The organism is Mesorhizobium sp. KACC 23794 (assembly GCF_052180275.1).
GTDB lineage: Bacteria > Pseudomonadota > Alphaproteobacteria > Rhizobiales > Rhizobiaceae > Kumtagia.
On the sequence record NZ_CP197465.1, the window covers coordinates 5,656,211 to 5,676,038 of the forward strand.

19 protein-coding genes and 1 tRNA gene are annotated in these 19,828 nt (G+C 63.3%); 6 read left to right on the forward strand and 14 right to left on the reverse strand.

Annotated elements, in window-relative coordinates; all coding sequences use genetic code 11:
- Positions 1–28 precede the first annotated feature (28 nt).
- The gene (locus ACSBOB_RS27565) at positions 29–961 is read right to left on the reverse strand and encodes a methyltransferase domain-containing protein (RefSeq protein ID WP_442579230.1); all 933 of its coding nucleotides are present in this window, start codon (positions 959–961) and stop codon (positions 29–31) included.
- Between the two features lie 102 nt (positions 962–1,063).
- Here ACSBOB_RS27565 and ACSBOB_RS27570 point away from each other — a divergent pair, with 102 nt between their 5' ends.
- Together ACSBOB_RS27570 and ACSBOB_RS27575 are read left to right on the forward strand one after the other, a co-directional pair.
- Positions 1,064–2,074: a ligase-associated DNA damage response exonuclease gene (locus tag ACSBOB_RS27570; protein WP_442579231.1), complete on the forward strand. Its 1,011-nt coding sequence runs from the start codon at positions 1,064–1,066 to the stop codon at positions 2,072–2,074.
- Complete coding sequence (locus ACSBOB_RS27575) at positions 2,074–3,699, forward strand: cisplatin damage response ATP-dependent DNA ligase (protein ID WP_442579232.1); 1,626 nt, start codon at positions 2,074–2,076, stop codon at positions 3,697–3,699. The genes ACSBOB_RS27570 and ACSBOB_RS27575 overlap by 1 nt, the downstream gene beginning before the upstream one ends.
- A gap of 20 nt (positions 3,700–3,719) precedes the next feature.
- On the opposite strand, the gene ACSBOB_RS27580 is transcribed toward ACSBOB_RS27575, so the two are convergent.
- Positions 3,720–4,835, reverse strand: a complete 1,116-nt coding sequence (locus ACSBOB_RS27580) for a hypothetical protein (RefSeq protein WP_442579233.1) — start codon at positions 4,833–4,835, stop codon at positions 3,720–3,722.
- Between the two features lie 328 nt (positions 4,836–5,163).
- On the opposite strand from ACSBOB_RS27580, the gene ACSBOB_RS27585 reads away from it, so the two are divergent.
- Positions 5,164–5,239: transfer RNA gene (locus ACSBOB_RS27585), tRNA-Thr, on the forward strand.
- Between the two features lie 404 nt (positions 5,240–5,643).
- Here the strand turns inward: ACSBOB_RS27585 and ACSBOB_RS27590 are convergent.
- The 7 genes from ACSBOB_RS27590 to ACSBOB_RS27620 all read right to left on the reverse strand — a co-directional run bounded on the left by ACSBOB_RS27590 (position 5,644) and on the right by ACSBOB_RS27620 (position 10,717).
- Entirely contained in the window at positions 5,644–6,879 is a 1,236-nt protein-coding gene (locus ACSBOB_RS27590) for an MFS transporter (RefSeq protein WP_442579234.1), read from the reverse strand.
- Positions 6,876–8,267: an FAD-dependent oxidoreductase gene (locus tag ACSBOB_RS27595; RefSeq protein WP_442579235.1), complete on the reverse strand. Its 1,392-nt coding sequence runs from the start codon at positions 8,265–8,267 to the stop codon at positions 6,876–6,878. Before ACSBOB_RS27595 ends, ACSBOB_RS27590 begins: the two co-directional genes overlap by 4 nt.
- A gap of 49 nt (positions 8,268–8,316) precedes the next feature.
- The gene (locus ACSBOB_RS27600; RefSeq protein WP_442579236.1) at positions 8,317–8,637 is read right to left on the reverse strand and encodes an ArsR/SmtB family transcription factor; all 321 of its coding nucleotides are present in this window, start codon (positions 8,635–8,637) and stop codon (positions 8,317–8,319) included.
- 83 nt (positions 8,638–8,720) lie between these two features.
- Complete coding sequence (gene arsC / locus ACSBOB_RS27605; RefSeq protein ID WP_442579237.1) at positions 8,721–9,137, reverse strand: arsenate reductase (glutaredoxin); 417 nt, start codon at positions 9,135–9,137, stop codon at positions 8,721–8,723.
- The gene (locus ACSBOB_RS27610) at positions 9,134–9,835 is read right to left on the reverse strand and encodes an aquaporin (RefSeq protein WP_442579238.1); all 702 of its coding nucleotides are present in this window, start codon (positions 9,833–9,835) and stop codon (positions 9,134–9,136) included. The genes arsC and ACSBOB_RS27610 overlap by 4 nt, the downstream gene beginning before the upstream one ends.
- Positions 9,836–9,840: 5 nt before the next feature.
- On the reverse strand, positions 9,841–10,350 hold the full coding sequence (locus tag ACSBOB_RS27615) for an arsenate reductase ArsC (RefSeq protein ID WP_442579239.1): 510 nt from the start codon (positions 10,348–10,350) through the stop codon (positions 9,841–9,843).
- The gene (locus ACSBOB_RS27620; protein ID WP_442579240.1) at positions 10,343–10,717 is read right to left on the reverse strand and encodes an ArsR/SmtB family transcription factor; all 375 of its coding nucleotides are present in this window, start codon (positions 10,715–10,717) and stop codon (positions 10,343–10,345) included. The genes ACSBOB_RS27615 and ACSBOB_RS27620 overlap by 8 nt, the downstream gene beginning before the upstream one ends.
- Positions 10,718–11,010: 293 nt before the next feature.
- Here ACSBOB_RS27620 and ACSBOB_RS27625 point away from each other — a divergent pair, with 293 nt between their 5' ends.
- The gene (locus ACSBOB_RS27625) at positions 11,011–13,701 is read left to right on the forward strand and encodes a bifunctional acetate--CoA ligase family protein/GNAT family N-acetyltransferase (RefSeq protein ID WP_442579241.1); all 2,691 of its coding nucleotides are present in this window, start codon (positions 11,011–11,013) and stop codon (positions 13,699–13,701) included.
- Between the two features lie 43 nt (positions 13,702–13,744).
- Here ACSBOB_RS27625 and ACSBOB_RS27630 read toward each other — a convergent pair whose 3' ends face one another.
- The 5 genes from ACSBOB_RS27630 to ACSBOB_RS27650 all read right to left on the reverse strand — a co-directional run bounded on the left by ACSBOB_RS27630 (position 13,745) and on the right by ACSBOB_RS27650 (position 18,163).
- A complete protein-coding gene (locus tag ACSBOB_RS27630) occupies positions 13,745–14,581 on the reverse strand; it encodes a universal stress protein (RefSeq protein ID WP_442579242.1) in 837 nt (278 codons plus the stop codon).
- 85 nt (positions 14,582–14,666) lie between these two features.
- Complete coding sequence (locus ACSBOB_RS27635) at positions 14,667–15,539, reverse strand: universal stress protein (RefSeq protein ID WP_442579243.1); 873 nt, start codon at positions 15,537–15,539, stop codon at positions 14,667–14,669.
- Positions 15,536–15,850 carry a c-type cytochrome gene (locus ACSBOB_RS27640; RefSeq protein ID WP_442579244.1) on the reverse strand — a complete coding sequence of 105 codons (315 nt, stop codon included), beginning with the start codon at positions 15,848–15,850 and terminating at the stop codon, positions 15,536–15,538. Before ACSBOB_RS27640 ends, ACSBOB_RS27635 begins: the two co-directional genes overlap by 4 nt.
- A gap of 96 nt (positions 15,851–15,946) precedes the next feature.
- Complete coding sequence (locus tag ACSBOB_RS27645; RefSeq protein ID WP_442579245.1) at positions 15,947–17,644, reverse strand: PHA/PHB synthase family protein; 1,698 nt, start codon at positions 17,642–17,644, stop codon at positions 15,947–15,949.
- Between the two features lie 135 nt (positions 17,645–17,779).
- Complete coding sequence (locus ACSBOB_RS27650) at positions 17,780–18,163, reverse strand: phasin family protein (protein ID WP_442579246.1); 384 nt, start codon at positions 18,161–18,163, stop codon at positions 17,780–17,782.
- A 181-nt stretch (positions 18,164–18,344) separates the two neighbouring features.
- Between ACSBOB_RS27650 and ACSBOB_RS27655 the strand changes: the two genes are divergently transcribed.
- Together ACSBOB_RS27655 and ACSBOB_RS27660 are read left to right on the forward strand one after the other, a co-directional pair.
- Positions 18,345–19,166 carry a universal stress protein gene (locus ACSBOB_RS27655; protein WP_442579247.1) on the forward strand — a complete coding sequence of 274 codons (822 nt, stop codon included), beginning with the start codon at positions 18,345–18,347 and terminating at the stop codon, positions 19,164–19,166.
- 137 nt (positions 19,167–19,303) lie between these two features.
- A complete protein-coding gene (locus ACSBOB_RS27660) occupies positions 19,304–19,708 on the forward strand; it encodes a host attachment family protein (RefSeq protein ID WP_442579248.1) in 405 nt (134 codons plus the stop codon).
- The last annotated feature ends 120 nt before the right edge of the window (positions 19,709–19,828 follow it).

Below are 19,828 nucleotides of genomic sequence, written 5' to 3' on the forward strand. Positions count from 1 at the left end.
ATCCGTGCTGTCAAAAAAACGGCGCTGCTCATCCGTCTGTGAGGCCGCCCGACCTGGCCTGCGCCAAAACGAACAGTCCGGCCACCGTCTCGGCGCGGTCCATGCGGATGGTGTCGGTGGACAGCACGACGAGTTCCATGCCCGCATTTCGCAGAGTCTTGCGCACATAATCCTCAGAATGGGCGTAACGGCGCGTCTCGCGCAGGATGAAATCCTCCGGGCCGTCATGCCTCTCCACCGAGAATGCAAAGAGGCCGCCGGGCAGCAAGGCCGAACTGACGGTTGCTGCGATGCGCTCCAGCGCGCCGACATAGATGAAGACGTCGGCAGCCGTCATGAGATCGGCACTTTGCGCTTCCAGGGTCAGGCACTGGAGATCGGACTTCACCAGCCGGTCGTAGATTTTTCGCGCCCGCGCTTTCCGGAGCATGGCGGCGGAAATGTCGTGTCCTTCAAGGTGGCCGACGAAGGGCCGCAGCCGTTCGCCCATCAGGCCGGTGCCGCAGCCGAGGTCGACGGCGCGGCCGAACATCCGTTCGGGCGCCGCGGCGTGGATGGCTCGCGCGATGCGCTCCGGTCCGCAATACCCCAGCGTGCCGACCAGCGCTTCGTCGAATTTCTCCGCATACTGGTCGAACAGGGCCTCGACGAAGGCAATCGGCGGGGCATCGGCAGCCGGCGCCGCGCCGATGAGTTGCAGCTTCAGCGCCGCGCCCGGCCGGTCCGCCGGCTCCAGTTTCAGCGCCATGCGCCAGGCCTGTTCGGCCGCATCGAGTGCGCCCGCCGCCTGTTGGAACTCGCCGAGCCGGAACCAGCCCATCGCCCATCCGGGCTCAAGCTCCAGCGTTCCCAGCATCAGCTCGGCCGCCGCCGCATGCTCGCCATCGGCGAACAGCATTTCCGCATAGTCGGCGCGGCGGTCGGCGATCAGGTCGCCGGATGATGCAGGATACGGTTTCATGGCAAGCGCGGGTCGGCGAATGTCGGGCCCGACATCTATGATCGAGTCAGGAGCCCGTTTCAACGGACTTCCCGCAGCCGAATAAACGCCTATCTTCGGCGGATGCGCGCCCGCGACCTGCTCCATCCCCGGCCGGAAGGCCTCTATTGCCCGCCCGGCGATTTTTTCATCGACCCGGTCAGGCCGGTCGGCCGCGCGCTGGTAACCCACGGCCATTCCGACCATGCGCGGGCCGGGCACGGCTCGGTACTTGCCACGCGCGAAACGCTCGACATCATGGCGCTGCGCTATGGCGAGGGCTTTGCCGGCGCGACACAGGCGACTGCTCTCGGGGAAACGATCGACGTCAACGGCGTTTCCGTGACCTTCCATCCCGCAGGCCATGTGCTCGGCTCCGCACAGATCGCGGTCGAACATGGCGGCATCCGCATCGTCGCGTCGGGCGACTACAAGCGCCGGCGCGACAGCACCTGCACACCCTTCGAGCCGGTCGCCTGCGACGTGTTCATCACCGAAGCGACCTTCGGCCTTCCCGTTTTCCGCCATCCGCCGGACACCGAGGAGATCGGCCGGCTGCTCAAATCGGTAAAACAGTTTCCCCAAAGCGCGCATCTCGTCGGCGCCTACGCGCTGGGCAAGGCACAGCGCGTGATGAAGCTGCTGCGCGAGGCCGGTTTCGAAAAGCCGATCCACATCCACGGCGCGCTGGCCAAACTCAGTAGCTACTACCAGAGCCGCGGCATCGATCTCGGCGACCTCCAGCCGGCGACGCTGGAGACGGGCGCCAAGGGCGACTTCGCCGGCGCCATCGTCATCGGCCCGCCTTCGGCTTTCGTCGACCGCTGGGCGCGGCGCTTTCCCGAGCCGATTTCCTGCTTCGCCTCAGGCTGGATGCGCATCCGCCAGCGCGCAAAACAGCGCGGCGTCGAGCTGCCGCTGATCATCTCCGACCATTCGGACTGGGACGAGCTGACCGAGACAATCCTGGAGACCGGCGCGTCGGAAGTATGGGTGACGCACGGACGGGAGGAAGCGCTGGTGCGCTGGTGCGAGCTTGTCGGTATCGCGGCGCGGCCGCTGCATCTGGTCGGCTACGAGGACGAGGGGGATTGATGGAGGCTTTCGCCGAACTCCTCGACCGCCTTGTCCTGACGCCGTCGCGCAACGGCAAGCTCAAGCTGCTCACCGACTATTTTGCCGCCACGCCCGATCCCGACCGGGGTTTTGCGCTGGCGGCCATCACCGGCGACCTCAACATCGCTTCGGTCAAGCCGGCGATGCTACGCACGCTGGTCATAGAGCGCATGGACCCAGTTCTGTTCGGCTATTCCTACGACTATGTCGGGGATCTCGCCGAAACCGTCTCGTTGGTCTGGCCGGATGCGGAGGCGCATCGCACGCCGAACCGTTCACCCAGCCTCGCGGATGTCGTCGGCGCATTGCAGGCGGCCAGTCGCTCGGACGGACCGTCGGTTCTGGCGCATCTGCTCGACACCGCGGGCATTTCGGCGCGCTACGCCATCATCAAGCTGGTCACCGGCGGCCTGCGCATCGGCGTGTCGGCGCGGCTGGCCAAACAGGCGCTGGCCGATCTCGGCAAGATCGAGATCGCCGAGATCGAGGAAGTGTGGCACGGGCTCGACCCGCCCTACATCTCGCTGTTCGCCTGGCTGGAAGGCAAGGCGCTCCGGCCGGAGAAGACAGCGCGGGCGCTGTTCCGCTCGGTCATGCTGTCGCACGCGGTCGAGGACAGCGATCTTGCCAGGATCGACCCGGCCGATTATGCCGCCGAATGGAAATGGGACGGCATTCGCGTGCAGGCGGTGTCGGAGGGCGGCTTGCGCAAACTTTATTCGCGCACCGGCGACGATATTTCGGGCGCCTTTCCCGATCTGATGGACGCCATGACCTTCGACGGCGCGCTCGACGGCGAGTTGCTTGTCGGCCACCCGCCGGACCACACCGGCACGTTCTCCGACCTGCAGCAGCGGCTGAACCGCAAGAGCGTGTCGCCGAAGATGCGCGAGCGCTTTCCGGTGTTCATGCGCTGCTACGACCTGTTGCAGGATGGAGCCGACGATCTGCGTGCCCTGCCCTTCCTCGAGCGCCGCGCCCGGCTGGAAATCTTCGCGGCAAAACTCGATCCGGCGCGCTTCGACCTGTCGCCGATCACCGGCTTTGCGGATTGGGCAGCCCTCGACCGCATGCGCCGCCATCCGCCGCATCCGGTGATCGAGGGTGTGATGATCAAGCAGAAAACCTCGCCCTATGTAGCCGGTCGGCCGAAAGGCCCCTGGTTCAAATGGAAACGCGACCCCTACACGGTCGACGCCGTGCTGATGTACGCGCAGCGCGGTCACGGAAAACGCTCCAGTTTCTATTCCGACTACACGTTCGGCGTCTGGGCCGGCCCGGAGGGCGGAGAGGAACTTGTGCCCGTCGGAAAAGCCTATTTCGGTTTCACCGACGAGGAACTGAAACAGATCGACAAATACGTGCGTGACAACACGATCGAGCGTTTCGGCCCGGTGCGCTCGGTACGCGCCGACCGCAGGAACGGGCTGGTGTTGGAGATCGCCTTCGAGGGGCTGAACCGCTCGACACGGCATAAATCCGGCGTCGCCATGCGGTTTCCGCGCATTTCGCGCCTGCGCTGGGACAAGCCGACTGCGGAAGCCGACCGGATCGAGACGCTGCAGGCGCTGCTCGACAAGCCGAAGCTGGCGGCGACCGGATAGCGATCCGGCCTGCCGTGCGCTTACGGTGAGACCGACACCTTGATCTCGTAGATGTCCACCGCCTTGCCCTGGTTGGCAAAGTCCGAAACGATGGCGATCGTGCCGCCGGCGCCCGGGCGCTTCGCGGGCAAGGTCAGTTCGAACAGGAAGTCCGCCTTCTCATAGCCAACCGCATACCGCTTGCGCCCGCAGTCGCCGAGTTCGCCGAAATTGCAATCCACGGCCATTTCGGTTTCCTGGCCCTCGGCGGCGCGCGCGACGATATCGAACGTCGCCTTCTTGCCGGCGATCTGCTCCAGGACGCCCTGACCGACATCGAAGACGATCGCCGAGCCGGAGTCGCCCGACCGGATGCGGAAGAAGGCTCCCGACTCATCTTCCCTCGCCTCGGCGGTCGTGTCCGTAGGCGCGCTGACCGAAGTCGCGTCGGCGGGCGTGAAGATGCCGACCCAGGCGCGATCCTCGCCGGGCTGGCTGGAAAGCACCGGCGGCTCCTCGTTCTCGGGAATGAAGTCCTCGCCTTCGGCGGTCGCCGGCGGGTTGTGCACGGACGTGTCGCGTTCGGAGGGCGACTTGAACAGCCCCGTCTGGAAGGCGAACAGGAAACCCATGCCGAGAAGGGCCGCCAGCGAGGCGACGATGAAGAATACCGCCAGCGGCCGGCGGCTGCCGCGCGAGCGCGTGGCGTCAGGATCTGGCGCGACCGACTGCTCACGCCGGTCCGCCGCGCCCGGTTGCGGCGACGCAAGCTCGCTGCGGACGTCGAACGCGCCGAGATCGCCGAAACCGCCCGGATCGCGCCCTCCATCGGCCGCGTCCAGCGCTATTTCCGGTATGGCGATCGGCGGAGCCAGGCCGGGCTCCATGCGCACCTCGAAGGCGCCGGCAAGCGGATCCGCCGGCAGGTCCGGCTCGATCGCCGGAGCCGCCGGAATGAACTCCGTCTCGATCTCGACGATCTTGGCCTGCAGGACCTTGCGGCGATTGATCGCCGCTTCGACCGTCAGGTTCGGATTGGCCTGGAGAGCGCGGTCCAGCGCCGCGAACGCCTTGCGGTAGACGTTCTCGCGAAACGTCCTGTCCTCGGCGTCGCCTTTTTCGAAGGCGCTGCGGATCGCTTTTTCGATCGGGTCCAAACCGTACTCCCCACAAACCACCCCGGATGATCGTTAAACGCAGCCGGCGTCGCAAGCAACGGCGGCGCAGACGCAAATAGGGCTCTGCGCTCTGGAAAACCTGTCCACGCACGAATTCCGGCAGTTTCGGCCAAGCTGGAAGCTGAACATTTCGCGCCCCGCGCCGGCTGACTGTGACCGACGCGGCATCCCCTGATTCTGTTCTTCACGCATCGCCGACGTGGAGGCGACCTGCAATCCCCTGCAATTCGACAGCAGGGCGTCTTGTATTTGCCGCGCAATGCGGTTATCAGGCCCACACCGTTCGGGGTCGCTCCCGAGGCCTGTCGCCGCTTTAGCTCAGTCGGTAGAGCACATCATTCGTAATGATGGGGTCGCGTGTTCGAGTCACGCAAGCGGCACCAAAAATTCTCAGAAAAATCAATAGCCTATATCCAACCGTCCGAGCCACCGAGTTGGAGACATTGCTTTCTGCCAAGCCTTTGTCTCCACGTTGTCTCCGGAAAAATGCTGGCTAACGGATAGGATGGCGAGTAGCGGCGGCGTTGCCGGGCTCGACGGTCCGCGCCAATCCCGATTCGGCGCGGGCGAAGCGGCCGATTGGAGTACGATTGGCCGTGCGATCGTCGGTAGGTGTAGCGCTTTCCTCGGCAAAGCCGATATTCCGATCATAGGAAAGCAAGATACGGATGCGACTTCTCTAGCAAGTGAGAAATCCGACAGTGACGCGATGCTTGGTGCCGATGCGAGCGCCCGGCCGGTGGTGAGCTAGGCGGGTCGCGCAGCCGATCGGGTGCGCGCCAGGAAACTACGTGGCCCGTCTCCGCAGCAGAACGAACAGGACGGCCACGAACAACACGTTCAGCAGAGCCACGACGAAGAGTGCGGCGATCGCACCGTCTGCTCCAAATCCGTCGATCAGAAATGCGCCTAGTGATGGCGACGCGGCTTGGATGATCAGGCTCGGCATGGCGATGCGGCCCATGATCGATGCGTACCGGTCCTCGCCGAAAACCGCCAGCGGCAGCGTGCCGCGCGCGATCGACTCGATGCCGATGCCTGCACCGTAGAATACGAGCGAGGCCGCGACGATCGGGAATCCTATCCAGAGCAGTCCCACGCCCGTCGCAACAAAGACGACCGAGGCGAACTTCGTCCAGATCGGGTGATGGAAACGGCTGATCGCCATCTCGATCGCACGCGCTCCGACCTGGGCTGGTCCCACGATCGCGCCGAGCGCGACCGCGGCAGCGAGAGCTATATCGCGGGCCTGGAGAATCGTCAGAAGATGGACGGAGATCAACGCGGAGATCATCGAGCTGACAGTAATGACCAGCGCGATCAGCACGAACAGCAGGCGCGACCCTTCGGGCACCGGCCGATCGACGGTGCCGCCGCCTTGCTCGATCCTCGTATGTGCGCTGCCGTAGATGTGTCGCTTCGGCTCCTTCGGCAGCGCGAACACGTACAGCGGGAGCAGCACGGCGAGATGAACTCCCGCATAGACCAGACATGCGCCGCGCCAGCCGAGTTCGGATACGAGCAGCGCCGAGAGTGGCCAGCAGACGGTGCTGGCGAAGCCTCCGAATAGGGTCAGGGTTGCGATCGCGGTGCGAGCCCGCTTTCCGTAGAGTCGGCCAAGTGTGGCGAACGCCGCATCGTACAGGCCCGCGCCCATGCCAATGCCGAGCACCAGCCACGAGACGATGTATAGCGGGAGATTTGGCGACAGCGCCAGGCCGATCAATCCGAGAGCCAGAAAGACGGCGCTGGCTGCGAGCACGAGCCGGCCGCCGAGCCTCTGGATGCTGTCGCCGACACGCGGCGAGATGACGCCGGCGACCAGGAGCCCGAGAGACAGCCCACACACGACCCATGCCAGCGGCCACCCAGTGTCGCCGGCGATCGGCTGTGCCAGGACGGCGAGCAGATAGTAGGACGAGCCCCATGCGAGGATCTGCGTGACGCCAAGAACGGGGATGACGGCAAGAAAGCTTGGAGGCCGATAGGTCGACGAGGTCGCGTCCAAAGTGGAGACGCTCACGCGGCAACCCCGCAGCCGCATCCCGTCTTGCCCTCATTCTTCGCCACGGCATCGGCGACACAGCAGGCGTCGGCCCTGTCCGGCGCGGGACCGCCGCAGCATTCGGCCGAAGCGCCCTCGACCTCGAATGAAGTGACACAAACGCCTGTCTCCGGAAGGACTAGCTGAACTTTGTCGGCCGTGACCATGTCGCCGGCGAGCGCGGCGGCAACGGAGCGGACCTGTTCGTAGCCGGTTAGCAAGAGGAAAGTCGGCGCGCGGCCGTAGCTCTTGATGCCCACCGTGTAGAACCCCGGCTCGAGGTGGGCGAGTTCGCGGTGGCCGTGGGGCGGAACCGAGCCGCAATAGTGCTCATTCGGATCGATCAGCGGCCCAAGCGCCTTGGTGCTTTCCAGCCAGGGATCGAGATCGAGACGCAGTTCCCGCGTCAGCGACAGGTCCGGCCGCTGGCCGGTCGCAGCGACGATGCGGTCGACAGGGCCGATCGTGCGGGGGCCTTCAGCCGTCTCGCCATCTACCATAAGTCGACCGCCTTCCTCGCGGATGGCGAGAATCGCGAAGCCGGCGATGAGGGGCACGCGGCCACTCTCGACCAGCTCGCGCGTGTCCGCACCGAGTTCGCCGCGCGCCGGCAACTGGTCGGCGTCTCCGCCGCCATAGATGCGCACGAGGTTGGTGCTACGTGTCACCCAGGTCGCCTTCGTATCCGGATCGGTATCCGAGAGCCGAACCAGGTCGAGCAAGGCATTTGCGGCCGAGTGTCCGGCGCCCACAACCAGTGTGGTACGCTTGGCATAGATGTCACGATGCCGACCAAGCACATCGGGAATGCCATAGGCGATGCGATCGGCAAACTCTTGTTCCCCATCGGCCAGCAGGCCGCTCGCGCCGAGCGGGTTCGGCGTAGACCAAGTGCCGGAGGCGTCGATCACGGCCCGCGCAAGGTTGCGGCGCGTGCCCGTGGCTGTCTTTACCGCCAGCATGAACGGCCGCTCGTTCCGGCCGTGGCTCACCACCTTGTCCATGCCGAGCCGCGAGATCGCGGTGACGCGAACGTCCGTCTCGATGACGGCGGCGAGCTCGGGCGTCGCAGCGAGCGGTTCGAGATAATTGCGGACAAGGTCGCTGCCGGTTGGGAACACGCCGGCGCGCGGCAACGTCCAGCCTTTACGTTCGAGCAGTTTGACCGACGCCGCATCGACGCAATAGCGCCATGGCGTGAACACGCGCACATGGCCCCAATCGCGGATGTTTGCACCAACCTGCGAGCCGGCCTCGTAGAGCTTCACCGGCAGACCGCGCTCAACGAGATGAGCAGCGGCCGCAAGGCCGACAGGCCCGCCGCCGATGACCGCGACGGGCAGAGATTCGATAGCTTGTGTCAGCATGTTCGGTCCTTCCGGGATCATCGAAATAACGGACAAAAAAGAGAGGCCCTCACGCGGCAGCCTCCTCCCTGCTCGCGACGCAACCGGCATCGGCGCAGCACTCGTCGGCCAAGAACCCGATGAGGCCATTCATTGCCGGATAGTTGGCGCGGCAGATCAGCGTAGTGGCCCGGCGCTCCTGCGTCACCAGCCCGGTCGCGATCAGCCGCTGCAGGTGATGGGAGAGCGTCGAGGCAGGGATGCGGAGACGCTCTTGCAGACGGCCGACCGGCAGCCCGCTGTCGCCCGCACGCACTAGGGTCCGATAGACCTGAAGGCGGATCGGGTTGCCGAGGGCTTCGAGTTGCTTTGCTGCTTGTTCGAGATTCATCGAAATAAGCTTGCACGGCTTGGCGCCTGTGTCCAGCGCAAAGTTCGACAATCATGGAAATAGCGACCCGCCGGTTTGCCCCGTCATGCTCGTCTCAGTGGAGCCGTAACCACTTCGCCATCCTCCTTCGTGAACGTTCCGATGTTCGGGTTCGGCAGGACCTCCAGCACCACCTCCGACGGACGGCACAGCTTCGTGCCGAGCGGTGTGACGACGACGGGGCGATTGATCAGAATTGGATGCGCGAGCATGAAGTCGATCAGTTCGTCGTCCGTCCACTTCGGATCCCCAAGACCGAGTTCGGCATAGGCCGTGCCCTTCTCGCGAAGCAACTCGCGCGGCGTGAGCCCTAGCGCCGCGATCAGTTCCGCAAGCCTTGCCCTTGAAGGCGGGTTCTTCAGGTACTCGATCACTTCCGGCTCTTCGCCGGATTGGCGGATCATCGCGAGGGTGTTGCGGGACGTGCCGCAATCGGGATTGTGGTAGATCGCGATCGTCATTGGGCTGCTTCCGGTTCCAGGTTGGCGGAGGTCTTGGGCTTCGGTTCGGCGGCAAGCCAGCCCGCCACGGCCATGGCGATGATTGCACCGACAAGCTGGGCAGCAATGAATGCCGGCACATCGATCGGGCGAATGCCTGCAAAGGTGTCGGTGAAGGCGCGGGCGATCGCCACTGCCGGATTGGCGAAGGACGTCGAGGCCGTGAACCAGTACGCGGCGGTGATGTAGAGCCCGACCAGCCAGGGAACGCCCTCCGGCCGGAAACGCAGGCCCGCAAGGATCGTGAAGACGAGGCCGAAGGCCGCGACGGCCTCGGCGATCCATTGGCCCGATCCAGTCCGCATAGTCTGCGAGGCCTGAAGGAGCGGCAGCTCGAACATGGCGTGCGCGAGCAGCGTTCCAGCAATGCCGCCGAGCACTTGCGCGGCGACGTAGGCAAGGGCTGCGTTCGCCTCGATCTCGCGACGGAGCGCAAAGACGAGCTTCACGGCCGGATTGAAGTGTGCGCCGGAGATCGGGCCGAGTATCGTGATCAGCACCACGAGGATCGCGCCGGTTGGTAAGGTGTTGCCGAGCAGCGCCAAGGCAACGTCGTTCGTCAGCCGGTCGGCCATGATGCCGGAGCCGACAACGGTTGCGACCAGAAACGCTGTGCCAAGCGCCTCCGCCGCCAGGCGCCGCGACAGGTTGAACGCCATGATCCTCAGCCCGCTTTGGGCAGGTTGCGGCCGATCTCGTCGAGCCGGCGCTGCAGGGCCAGCTTGTCGAGCGACGTCATCGGCAGGTTGATGAAGATCGAGATGCGGTTCGCGAGCATCCTATATGTGTCGGCAAAGGCAAAATGCTTCTCGGCTTCGGTTCCTTCGACCGGAGCCGGGTCGGGCACGCCCCAGTGCGCCGTCATCGGCTGCCCTGGCCAGACCGGGCACGCCTCGTTGGCGGCGTCGTCGCAGACGGTGAACACGAAATCCATCTTCGGCGCGTCCGCCGTGGCGAACTCTTCCCAGTCCTTCGAGCGGGCGAACGATGTGTCGTGGTTCATCGTCTTCAGAAGTTGGAGCGTGTAGGGGTGGACCGCTCCCTTCGGGTGCGAGCCGGCGGAGAAGGCTTTGAACCGCCCCTGTCCCTCCCGGTTGAGGATTGCCTCTGCGAGGATCGAGCGGGCCGAATTGCCGGTGCAGAGAAACAGGACGTTGAAGATCTGATCACTCATGGGTCGCCGCCTCCCTGACGGCGGTCTTCTTCGGAGTGCAACAGGGTGAAAGCTCGGCGACCAACGGCGCGCAAATCTCCGGATGGCCGCCGCAGCAATCCTTCACGAGGAAGCCGGTGAGGTCGCGCACCGCGTCGAGCTTCGCCCGATAGATAATCGACCGGCTCTGCCGTTCGGCCTCGATCAGCCCGGCGCGGCTAAGGACAGCGAGATGCGTGGACATGGTGTTGTGCGGAACCGCCAGATGCCGGGCGATCTCTCCCGCCGGCAACCCGTCGGGCTCATGCTCCATCAGCAGCCGGAACACGTCTAGCCGTGTGGCTTGGGCGAGTGCTGCCAAGGCGAGAATAGCTTTCTGTGATTCCATATGTCGAGACTAATCGACATATCTACAATGTCAAGGCCTTTGCCGACGCGGACAGCAAAGAGCTTTCCCGGGATTGCACCGCTACGAGGCTCGGGATCCGAACAGAATGATCATGGCCGCGACGATAGCCCTCGCGCCGCCGGTTGCCGCTGCTAATTTGAATCGGACGTCCTTCATGGATTGTCGGTTCGAGTCCCGATCCAAACACTTCGCCTTGAAGCTGTTTGATGCCCATCAATGCCGCCGGAGCGGCCGGGGCAGAGAATAGTTCCGCGCAACCATGGGAGTGGGCAGTGACCATCCGCAATCTCAATCATGCCTTCGAACCGCGATCGGTGACCGTGATCGGCGCCTCGTGCAGGGAGGGCTCAGTCGGATCCGTCGTTCTCGACAATATTCTGAAGGGCGGGTTCGAGGGAGAGGTCTGGCCGGTGAACCCGAAATACAGAGAGCTAAGGGGCCGTCTCTGTTACGCCACCGTGAATGCGCTCCCGTCCGTCCCCGACCTGGCAGTGATCATGACGCCGGCCGACACGGTGCCTACGCTGATCGGCGAACTCGGAGAGAAGGGAACGCGCGCGGCGGTCGTTCTCACGGCGGGCCTCACCAAGGCGAACGGGCTCAGGCAGAGAATGCTCGACGCGGCCCGGCCCCATCTCCTGCGCATCATTGGCCCGAACTGCCTCGGGCTCATCTTGCCACATGCCAAGCTCAATGCTGGCTTTTTCCACATGGCCGCGGCGCCCGGCGATATCGCGCTCTTATCGCAGTCGGGCGCCATCGCGGCGTCGCTGATCGACTGGGCGGCAGCCAACGGCGTCGGATTTTCACAGATCGTTTCTCTCGGCGACATGGCAGACGTCGACGTGGGCGATTGTCTCGACAGGCTCGCCGCAGACGGTCAGACGAGGGCGATAGTACTCTACCTGGAATCGATCCCCGATCCCAGGAAGTTCATGTCCGCCGCAAGAGCAGCTGCACGGGTCAAGCCGGTTATTGCCATCAAGCCGGGGCGACATGCCGAGGCCGCGAAGGCGGCCGCCACGCACACCGGAGCACTTTCCGGTGCAGACGAGACCGTCGATGCGGTGCTTCGCCGTGCGGGCATCCTGCGGATCCACGATCTTGCCGAGTTGTTCGATGCAACCGAAACCCTCGCCCGTTTTGCGCCGCTGGACCGCGCGCGTGTCGGCATCGTCACGAACGGTGGCGGGGCAGGCGTTCTGGCCGTCGACCGGCTGATGGATTTTGGCATCGAGCTTGCCGTCCTGTCGTCTCAGAGCTTGGCCGTGCTCGACCGAACGATGTCGGCAAACTGGTCGCGGGCCAATCCCGTGGACATCGTCGGGGATGCTTCCCCCGACCGTTATCGTGCAGCCGTCGAAACGGTGGCCGCCGATCCGGCCGTTGATGTGCTGCTGGTGATGAACTGCCCGACTGGAATAGCATCTTCGTTGGATGCCGCAGCCGCCATTGCAGCGCTCGCGCGGGAAGGACGGATCAACGGCAAGCCCGTGCTCTCATGCTGGTTGGGCGAGGCAACGGCGCGTGAAGCGCGGCATCTGCTGCAGACGGCAGGAATCACCACCTACGAAACACCGGACGCGGCTGCCACAGCGGTGTCCTACCTCACGAATTGGTCGCGGGCGCAGAAAGCCCTTCAGCGCGTTCCTGCGGCAGCCGCGGTGATCTCAGCCGATCGGGAGGCTGTCCATCAGATCTTCCGGCAGGTCGCGTCGGAACATCGGCGCATGTTGACCGAACTGGAAGCCAAGGCCGTGGCGAAAGCCTACGGGATCCCGGTGCCGGAGACCCTCGTGGCCCGAACCGCCGAAGAGGTCGAGCGAGCATCCATTGGCCTGCTGAGGGCTTCAGGAAAGGTTGCCGTCAAGCTCTTGTCGAAAGGAGTTTCGCACAAGTCGGATGTCGGCGGCGTGGTCCTGAACATTGAGACGGCCACCGCCGCAGGTGATGCCGCCCAAGCCATCAAGCGCCGCCTCCAACAGCATGCCCCGACTGCATCCGTCGACGGGTTTGCAGTACAGCCGATGATCGAGCGCAAGAGCGCGATTGAGCTGATCTTGGGCATCAGCCGCGACCCGCTTTTCGGGCCAGTTATCCTGTTTGGCGCCGGAGGCGTGGCCGTCGAGGTGATGAACGATACGGCCGTCGCCCTGCCGCCACTCGATGATGTCCTGGCCGGAGACCTGATCGACGGAACCCGCGTCGGCCGTCTATTGGCAGGCTTTCGCGATCGCAAGCCGGCGGATCGCGCCTCGATCATTCGCGCCCTTAGCGGCTTGTCGCAGATGATTACCGATTTCCCGTGCATTGTGGCCGCCGATATCAATCCGCTGCTGGCCGATCCGGACGGCGTGGTCGCGCTCGACGCTCGCATCGAGATCGAGCCCGACGTGGTTGAGCAGCCTGGTCCCAATCCGGCGCTGATCATCCGGCCCTACCCTGCCGAGTTGGCCAGGGACGTCGCGGTCGGGGACCGGAACTACCACATCCGGCCGATCCGGCCAGGCGATGCGGCCCTTTATCCGGCTTTCCTCGGCAAGGTCACGGCAGAAGATCTTCGGCTTCGGTTCTTCCGATCTGGCAAACCCATCTCGGACAAGTTGCTCATTCGCCTGACGCAGCTCGACTACGATAGGGATATGGCCTTCGTGGCGCTGGATAGTCGAGATGGCGCGCTGTGCGGCGTCGGGCGGCTGTCGAGTGATCCGGAGCACGAGACCGCCGAATATGCGCTTCTCGTCCGCAGCGACCTGAAAGGCCGCGGCCTCGGATGGGCAACGCTGCATCGGCTCATCGACTTTGCGCGCCAGGACGGACTGAAACGTATCGAAGGTATTGTCCTGCGAGAAAATACCAGGATGCTTGAAATGTGCCGTGAGGTCGGGTTCGAACTGGAACCGAATCCCGTCGATGTGCGCATCGTCAACACGTCCCTCAACCTCGCGAATATAAAAACATGATGCTCACGCGGGCGGCGGCCGGCGGCCAAGCCCATTTTGGGCCCTAGTGTGAGAGCAGAACGGGCATCGAGAGGTCGTTCAACACCCCTTCGGTAGCTCCGCCAAGGACGAAATCGCGGATACGCGAGTGGCCATAGCCACCCATCACCAGCAACCCGGCGCCTTTCTCGATCGCTGTTTGCTGGAGTGTCTCCGCGATTGGGCAATCCTGCGCCTTGACCGAAACCGATTCAGCGTTGAGGCCGCGTTCGCGAAGTGCAGTGGCCAACCGCTCGCCGGCGTCCTTTTCCGCCAATGGCTTTTCGTCGAGCACGGTGATGACCGATATGCGCGAGACGCGCCGCAGAAGGAAGCCGGCGTCGGCCACGGCGCGAGCCGCAACGCGACTACCGTCCCACGCGATGGCGACATGGTCGAGCGTGACGATGTCCGACAATTCCGGCAGCAGGACGGTCGGACGGCCCGAACCGAAGATCACGGCTTCAGCGGTCATACGCGAGGTCGCATTGCTCGCCTCCCATCCAACGAAACTCAGATCGAAGTATCTCGCCCGCGACGCCGCGACGTCGCCCAGCATCGCGATCGGTGCGGCGACGGTGGCCGTCGTAATCTCAACGCCTTCGTCATCGGCCTCTTTCTTGAGAAGGGCGAGCAGATGCTGGCCACGCTGCCGACTTGCGGACTCCGCTTGCTGGATGAGAGCGGGCGTGTCGAGCAACCACTTTGAAAGCGTGTTGGAGACGTCCGGGATATCGGCATTGATGGCAACGGCGTGGAGCCTGGCATCAATCTGGGCAGCGAGCGAGGCAGCGTGCGCCGCGAACGCGTCCGAATTGGATTCCGGATAGGTGACAAACGGGACGAAGACTTCGAGCTTCATATTCTCCTCCTATCCACTCATGATCGCGTGCGTTGGCCGGCGGCGCTTTGTTTGCCTCAAACGACGGCCCGACCGGGCTTTTCTCTCAGTGCGCCATGAACAATGGCACCGGCGGTTCGTCGAGAAGGGACTGGGTGAACCCTCCCAGGATCGCCTGCCGGAAGCGTGAGTGTACGAAGGCTCCCATGACGATCATATCCATGTCCTCGTCGGTGATGAATAGTCTCAGACGCTGGGCAGCGTCTCTCGACTGAGCGGCGAGTGTCGCGAGCTTGCACTCGACCCCATGGCGGGCAAGATAGCTGGCGAGGTCGGTCCCCGGGGCCATGCGAGAAAGATCCTTCTCGCCCTCCACCGTTACCGCCACGACTGCTTCCGCGGAAGCTAACAGCGGCAAGGCATCCTTCACGGTGCGTGCCGCGCGTGCGCTTCCATCCCAGGCGATTGCTATGCGGCGTGGCCTGACCATTCCGCCGTGGGACGGTATCAGAAGCAAGGGCCGGCCGCTGTCGAACAGGACGTCTTCAACACTTGTACACTGTGACGTATCCGAAATATCGGCCGCGTCCAGAATGGTCAGATCGTGGACCCTCGCCAGTTGCACGAAGCGCCCCGACCGCGATTCGAATGGCGAGTGCGGATGTTCGCTGACGACGTCCAGTCCCGCTTGGCCGACAATGTCCAAGGCGCGGCGGGTTGCTTCCGACGTGAACTTTTCGAGGCGTTCGGATTCCTTCGCCAGCCACGTCGATGCGGCTGCCGCGGACATTGGCAAAGGCTGGCGCAATCGTGGGGCGAAGACGTAGAGCGAAAGTGCTGCCTTTTCTGCCTGAGCAAGGTCGATGGCCTGGTTCAAAGCCGGTGTCGCTATGGCTTCACCCTCCGAGGAAATGCCAACAAGTATGCACCGGAAAGGCTCATGAATCGGGCTGGGTGATTTTACATCTGAACCTGTCATGGATTGATGCTCCGGATGTAGGCGAGGATCGCGTCGATCTGCGCCGGAGAAGCGACAAATTCGGGCATATCGGGATGACCGGTTGAGAGGCCTTCCGCCAAGGCTTCCGCGAGCGCTTCGATGGGACAGCGTCGGGAAAGCAGACGAAAAGCCGGTGCGTCCGCGTGCGGGCTGCGGTCGCTCAATGTCACGGCATGACAGCGTGAACAGTTCGCCTCGACCAGATCCCAGCCATAGGCAATCTGCCGATCGTCCGCTCTGGCCAAGGGCGTCGCAGCGAGTAAAGCGATGGTCAGCAGACATCTGATCATTGTCAAGGCGCCCAGGTGGACTGCTGGCTTTCTGCGCGGGAAAGCAGGACAGCGCATTGATCTGACGCAAAACAACGGCCGAGCCCCTGCGCCACGTCACTCCTGCAGCACGTAAACTCCGGGCGCCGGGTAGAGATTGTTTATCTCGCAATGGCGGCGTGATGCCGGCACGTCGCGACCCGAATGGTCCCTTAACCATCGGACCCATGCCGGCCACCATGATCCGTCCACCCGGGGCGCGTCGGCAGCCCAGCGGTCAGGGTCGGGATGGTGCGATGCGCGGCGATGGTCGAGCAGGCGATACGATCGCCTCGCATGGCCCGGCTCCGACACAATTCCGGCGTTATGGCCACCGCTCGTCAGCACGAACATCAGGTCGGTATCGAGCAAATGGGTAAGCTTGAAGACCGAGCGCCATGGCGCAACGTGATCGGTCTCGGTGCCGACGGCAAAGACAGGAACGTCTAGATCCTCGACCGAGACAGGATGACCGCCCACATCGAAACGTCCCTGTGCCAGGTCATTCCCGAGATAAAGCCGCCGCAAATACTCGGAATGCATGCGAGAAGGCATGCGCGTCGCATCAGCATTCCAGGCCATGAGATCGTTCGGCGGCGTCCGCTCCCCCAACAGATACTCGCGCACCATTCTCGACCATAGCAGGTCCTGCGACCTCAGCATCTGGAAGGCGCCGACCATCCGGCGCTGGTCGAGCGTGCCTTCGACCCACATCACATCCTCGAGCAGGGCTATCTGGCTCTCGTCGATGAACAGACCAAGTTCGCCAGGTTCATCGAAATCGACCAGCGCAGCGAAAAGCGACAGGCTGGCCAGCCGTGTGTCCCCGTCCCGCGCCATAGCGGAGGACGCGATGGAGAGCAGCGTCCCGCCAAGGCAATATCCCACGCCGTGGATTCTGCTGCTTCCCGTAGAACGCTCGACCACATCGAGAGCGGCCATGATGCCGAGCCTGCGATAGTCGTCCAAACCAAGGTCAGCCTGTTCGCGGCCCGGATTTCGCCAGGAGATGCAGAAGACCGTGAAGCCTTCCGCGACGAGGTGGCGGATAAGCGAGTTTTCAGGCGAGAGGTCGAGAATGTAGTATTTCATGATCCAGGCAGGAACGATCAGGATCGGCTCTAGCTTTACGGCTTCCGTCATCGGCCTGTAGCGGATGAGTTCGATCAACTCGTTGCGAAAGACCACATCGCCGGGAGTCGAGGCTACTTCGATACCCGGCCGGAACCTTTCTGTGTCCGGCGGCCGCGTACCCTCGACCAATCGCACCAAGTCGTCGATCAGGTTTTGCATGCCGCGCAACAGATTGAGGCCGCCTTCGTTCAGGGTCTTGTCGATGACTTCCGGATTGAGAGCAGGCAAGTTCGATGGCGAGACCATGTCGAGCATCTGGCGGCTGTAGAATTCGACCAGCTGCTCGTGTTTCCTCGTTACGCCCGGCAACCCGGTCGTTGCGTTGTGCCACCATTGTTGCGACAGCAGGAAGGACTGGTAAACGGCGTTGAACGGAAACGACTGCCATGATGGGTGGGCGAACCGGCGGTCCTGCGGCAAAGGCGAGATACAGGGGCGTGGCCCAAGCGCGCAGGCGGCAAGCAAGCGCTGGAGCCGGACCGTCTTCTCAATCGCCTTGATCTGAACCTCTCTTTGCTTGCCGGGCGAGATGGCAAGATGCAGGAACCAGTCCTGCCATGCCTGGAAGAGACTGATGGGAGAGATCCCGAACGTGCCAGCGGCCATCCACGCATGGAACAGCCTGTCGACATCGCGGAACACTTCTCCCGACGAAGTGGCGGCAGCAATTGCCGGCAATTCCCGAGGCGCTGGCTCGGCCCCAGGATCCACATCCGTGGCGCAAATCCTTGCCGCACGCCTTCTCCGCGTTTCCATCACTGGCTGGATCCAAAAGGGTTACGCCGCTGTGGCGGCAGCAAGGTCCTCGATCATGTCCCGTGCCTCATTGCGCGTGGACTTCGCGGTTTCGGAAGCGAGCCTTGAGCCGATGGACGCGAGTTTGGACACCTCCGTGGTGTATTCGGCTGCGGCATTCTGGACGAAATTGCTCACAACGTCGAAGGCGTCGTTGAATTCCTGGCTGTCCGCCAGGTCGTCCATGAGCTTGGCATCGGCTTCACAACGACGCTTGAGGAAGGACAGCGTTTCGATGTGGTAGCGCATTGCAGCTCTTACTGCGTATGCCTGGAGGCGCGCCCCAGCCTGAAACAGCTTCTGGTTCGCGGCCATGAAAGGCAGGGGCGGCGTGGTCGTCGGCGAAGATACGCGGCTTGAAGGCATGACATTCTCCTAGGGCAAACTGGTGACGGACTTGCCAGCATTTTCGCTGATGCGCTGTTTGAAGCATTGATCCCGGTCAAATCCGCGGGCCATTCGCTCACGAAGGAGCTTTTTGACCAGCGTCAAGGCGGCGCGAGGCCTCCAGGCGTCATGCTGTCTCGATGAAAGGGAGGTGAAAGCGATGATCTACAATACAATTATGGTTCAGCTCGACATCGACATGCGAGCTACGCCACGACTGACCTTCGCCTGGAACCTCGCGCAACGCTTCGAAGCAGACTTGATCGCATTTTGCGCAGCCGAGCCTTACCTACTAATTCCCGGCGATGTCGATGGCACCGCTTCAACAGACACGGTGGAGAGGCAGGTCGCAGATATTGAAGAGCGGCTAGAGGCCTTGAAGTCTGAGTTCGACAACCTCGTAAAGGACAAAAATCGCACGTCCTGGCGCGGGATAGTTGGAGATCCAACCCGACATTTGGCGTTGCATGCGCGATCGGCCGACTTGTTGATCGCCGGCTGCGGCAACTCCGGTTTCGGTCGTCTCCGCACCGTGGACCCCGGTGAGTTGATCCTTTCAGCCGGCCGGCCGGTTCTCTTTCCCGCGGAAGGTCAACGACCCGTCAAAGGCGAAAGTATACTCGTCGCCTGGAAAGACACACGCGAAGCTCGCCGCGCAGTTGTCGATGCGATGCCGTTTCTCACAGATGCCCGACAGGTCGTGGTGGCGACCATCGAGGAGGACGATCGGGACGGTGCCCGCGATAGCGCGGCCGACATCGTTCGCTTTCTCATGAAGCATGGCGCGAAGGCGCGTTCAGAGGTCGTTGACGTGGGCCGCGGTTACGCGAGCGAGGCGCTTGCCGAGATCGCGACCGAAGTTGGGGCCGACCTCATGGTCTCCGGTGGCTACGGACACAATCGTCTGCGGGAATGGATCTTCGGCGGCGTAACGCGCAGCTTGCTTAAAGACGAGTCGACGAACCGCTTCATGTCCAATTAGCGGAGGTCGGCTGCCAAATTCCCTGGATATATTCTCGGGGAAGAAAACTCCAACGGACCTAGATACCGCACGGTTGGTCCGTGCCAGTGGTTTGCACCGCAACGGGGCATTAGTCGTATTTTCTTGGAGAGCAATCAATGATCCTTGCCAATGGAACGATCGTCGCCGTCGCGGATGGCGCGCATGTGAGACTGTTTCGCAACCAGGGCCACGAGCCTGAGATCAGGCTCGTGCCTGAACCCGACCCTGATCTCGAGCCGGTCAACATCGGTTCCGGAGCGCGGCACCGCAACTCGACCGCCAATCCTGATCGATCGCGTCTGCGCGAGGACAATTTCGCCGCCGCTGTGGCCGGCTATCTGAACGAAAAGGCTCTCTCTGGCCAGATTGACCATCTGGTGATTGTTGCCGACGCGCGCACGCTGGGCGAGATGCGGCGCCACTTTCATGGCGCTCTCTCCGAAAAGCTGTCCGGGCAGATCGAGAAGAACCTGACAGGTTTTGCGGTCTCCGAGATACAGGACGCAATCCGCGCCGCATGAGAAAAGCTGATCCTCGCCTCTCGAGCCGTTATGGATCAATGCGCTTCCGCACATCGACCCGGCCAAGGCTCTTGCCTATCGGCACGTCGCATCGGCAGCGGCCGCGACAGCGCCTGAATC

What these genes read in the sequence shown, in the direction of transcription:
- ACSBOB_RS27575 (WP_442579232.1), top strand. Translation starts at nt 2,074, where the DNA reads ATGGAGGCTTTCGCCGAACTCCTCGACCGCCTTGTCCTGACGCCGTCG.
- arsC (WP_442579237.1), bottom strand. Translation starts at nt 9,137, where the DNA reads ATGACGATCGCGATCTACCACAATCCCGATTGCGGCACGTCCCGCAAC.
- ACSBOB_RS27595 (WP_442579235.1), bottom strand. Translation starts at nt 8,267, where the DNA reads ATGCTGACACAAGCTATCGAATCTCTGCCCGTCGCGGTCATCGGCGGC.
- ACSBOB_RS27565 (WP_442579230.1), bottom strand. Translation starts at nt 961, where the DNA reads ATGAAACCGTATCCTGCATCATCCGGCGACCTGATCGCCGACCGCCGC.
- ACSBOB_RS27620 (WP_442579240.1), bottom strand. Translation starts at nt 10,717, where the DNA reads ATGGAATCACAGAAAGCTATTCTCGCCTTGGCAGCACTCGCCCAAGCC.
- ACSBOB_RS27650 (WP_442579246.1), bottom strand. Translation starts at nt 18,163, where the DNA reads ATGCCTTCAAGCCGCGTATCTTCGCCGACGACCACGCCGCCCCTGCCT.
- ACSBOB_RS27610 (WP_442579238.1), bottom strand. Translation starts at nt 9,835, where the DNA reads ATGGCGTTCAACCTGTCGCGGCGCCTGGCGGCGGAGGCGCTTGGCACA.
- ACSBOB_RS27655 (WP_442579247.1), top strand. Translation starts at nt 18,345, where the DNA reads ATGATCTACAATACAATTATGGTTCAGCTCGACATCGACATGCGAGCT.
- ACSBOB_RS27600 (WP_442579236.1), bottom strand. Translation starts at nt 8,637, where the DNA reads ATGAATCTCGAACAAGCAGCAAAGCAACTCGAAGCCCTCGGCAACCCG.
- ACSBOB_RS27640 (WP_442579244.1), bottom strand. Translation starts at nt 15,850, where the DNA reads ATGATCAGATGTCTGCTGACCATCGCTTTACTCGCTGCGACGCCCTTG.
- ACSBOB_RS27630 (WP_442579242.1), bottom strand. Translation starts at nt 14,581, where the DNA reads ATGAAGCTCGAAGTCTTCGTCCCGTTTGTCACCTATCCGGAATCCAAT.
- ACSBOB_RS27570 (WP_442579231.1), top strand. Translation starts at nt 1,064, where the DNA reads ATGCGCGCCCGCGACCTGCTCCATCCCCGGCCGGAAGGCCTCTATTGC.
- ACSBOB_RS27660 (WP_442579248.1), top strand. Translation starts at nt 19,304, where the DNA reads ATGATCCTTGCCAATGGAACGATCGTCGCCGTCGCGGATGGCGCGCAT.
- ACSBOB_RS27615 (WP_442579239.1), bottom strand. Translation starts at nt 10,350, where the DNA reads ATGAGTGATCAGATCTTCAACGTCCTGTTTCTCTGCACCGGCAATTCG.
- ACSBOB_RS27635 (WP_442579243.1), bottom strand. Translation starts at nt 15,539, where the DNA reads ATGACAGGTTCAGATGTAAAATCACCCAGCCCGATTCATGAGCCTTTC.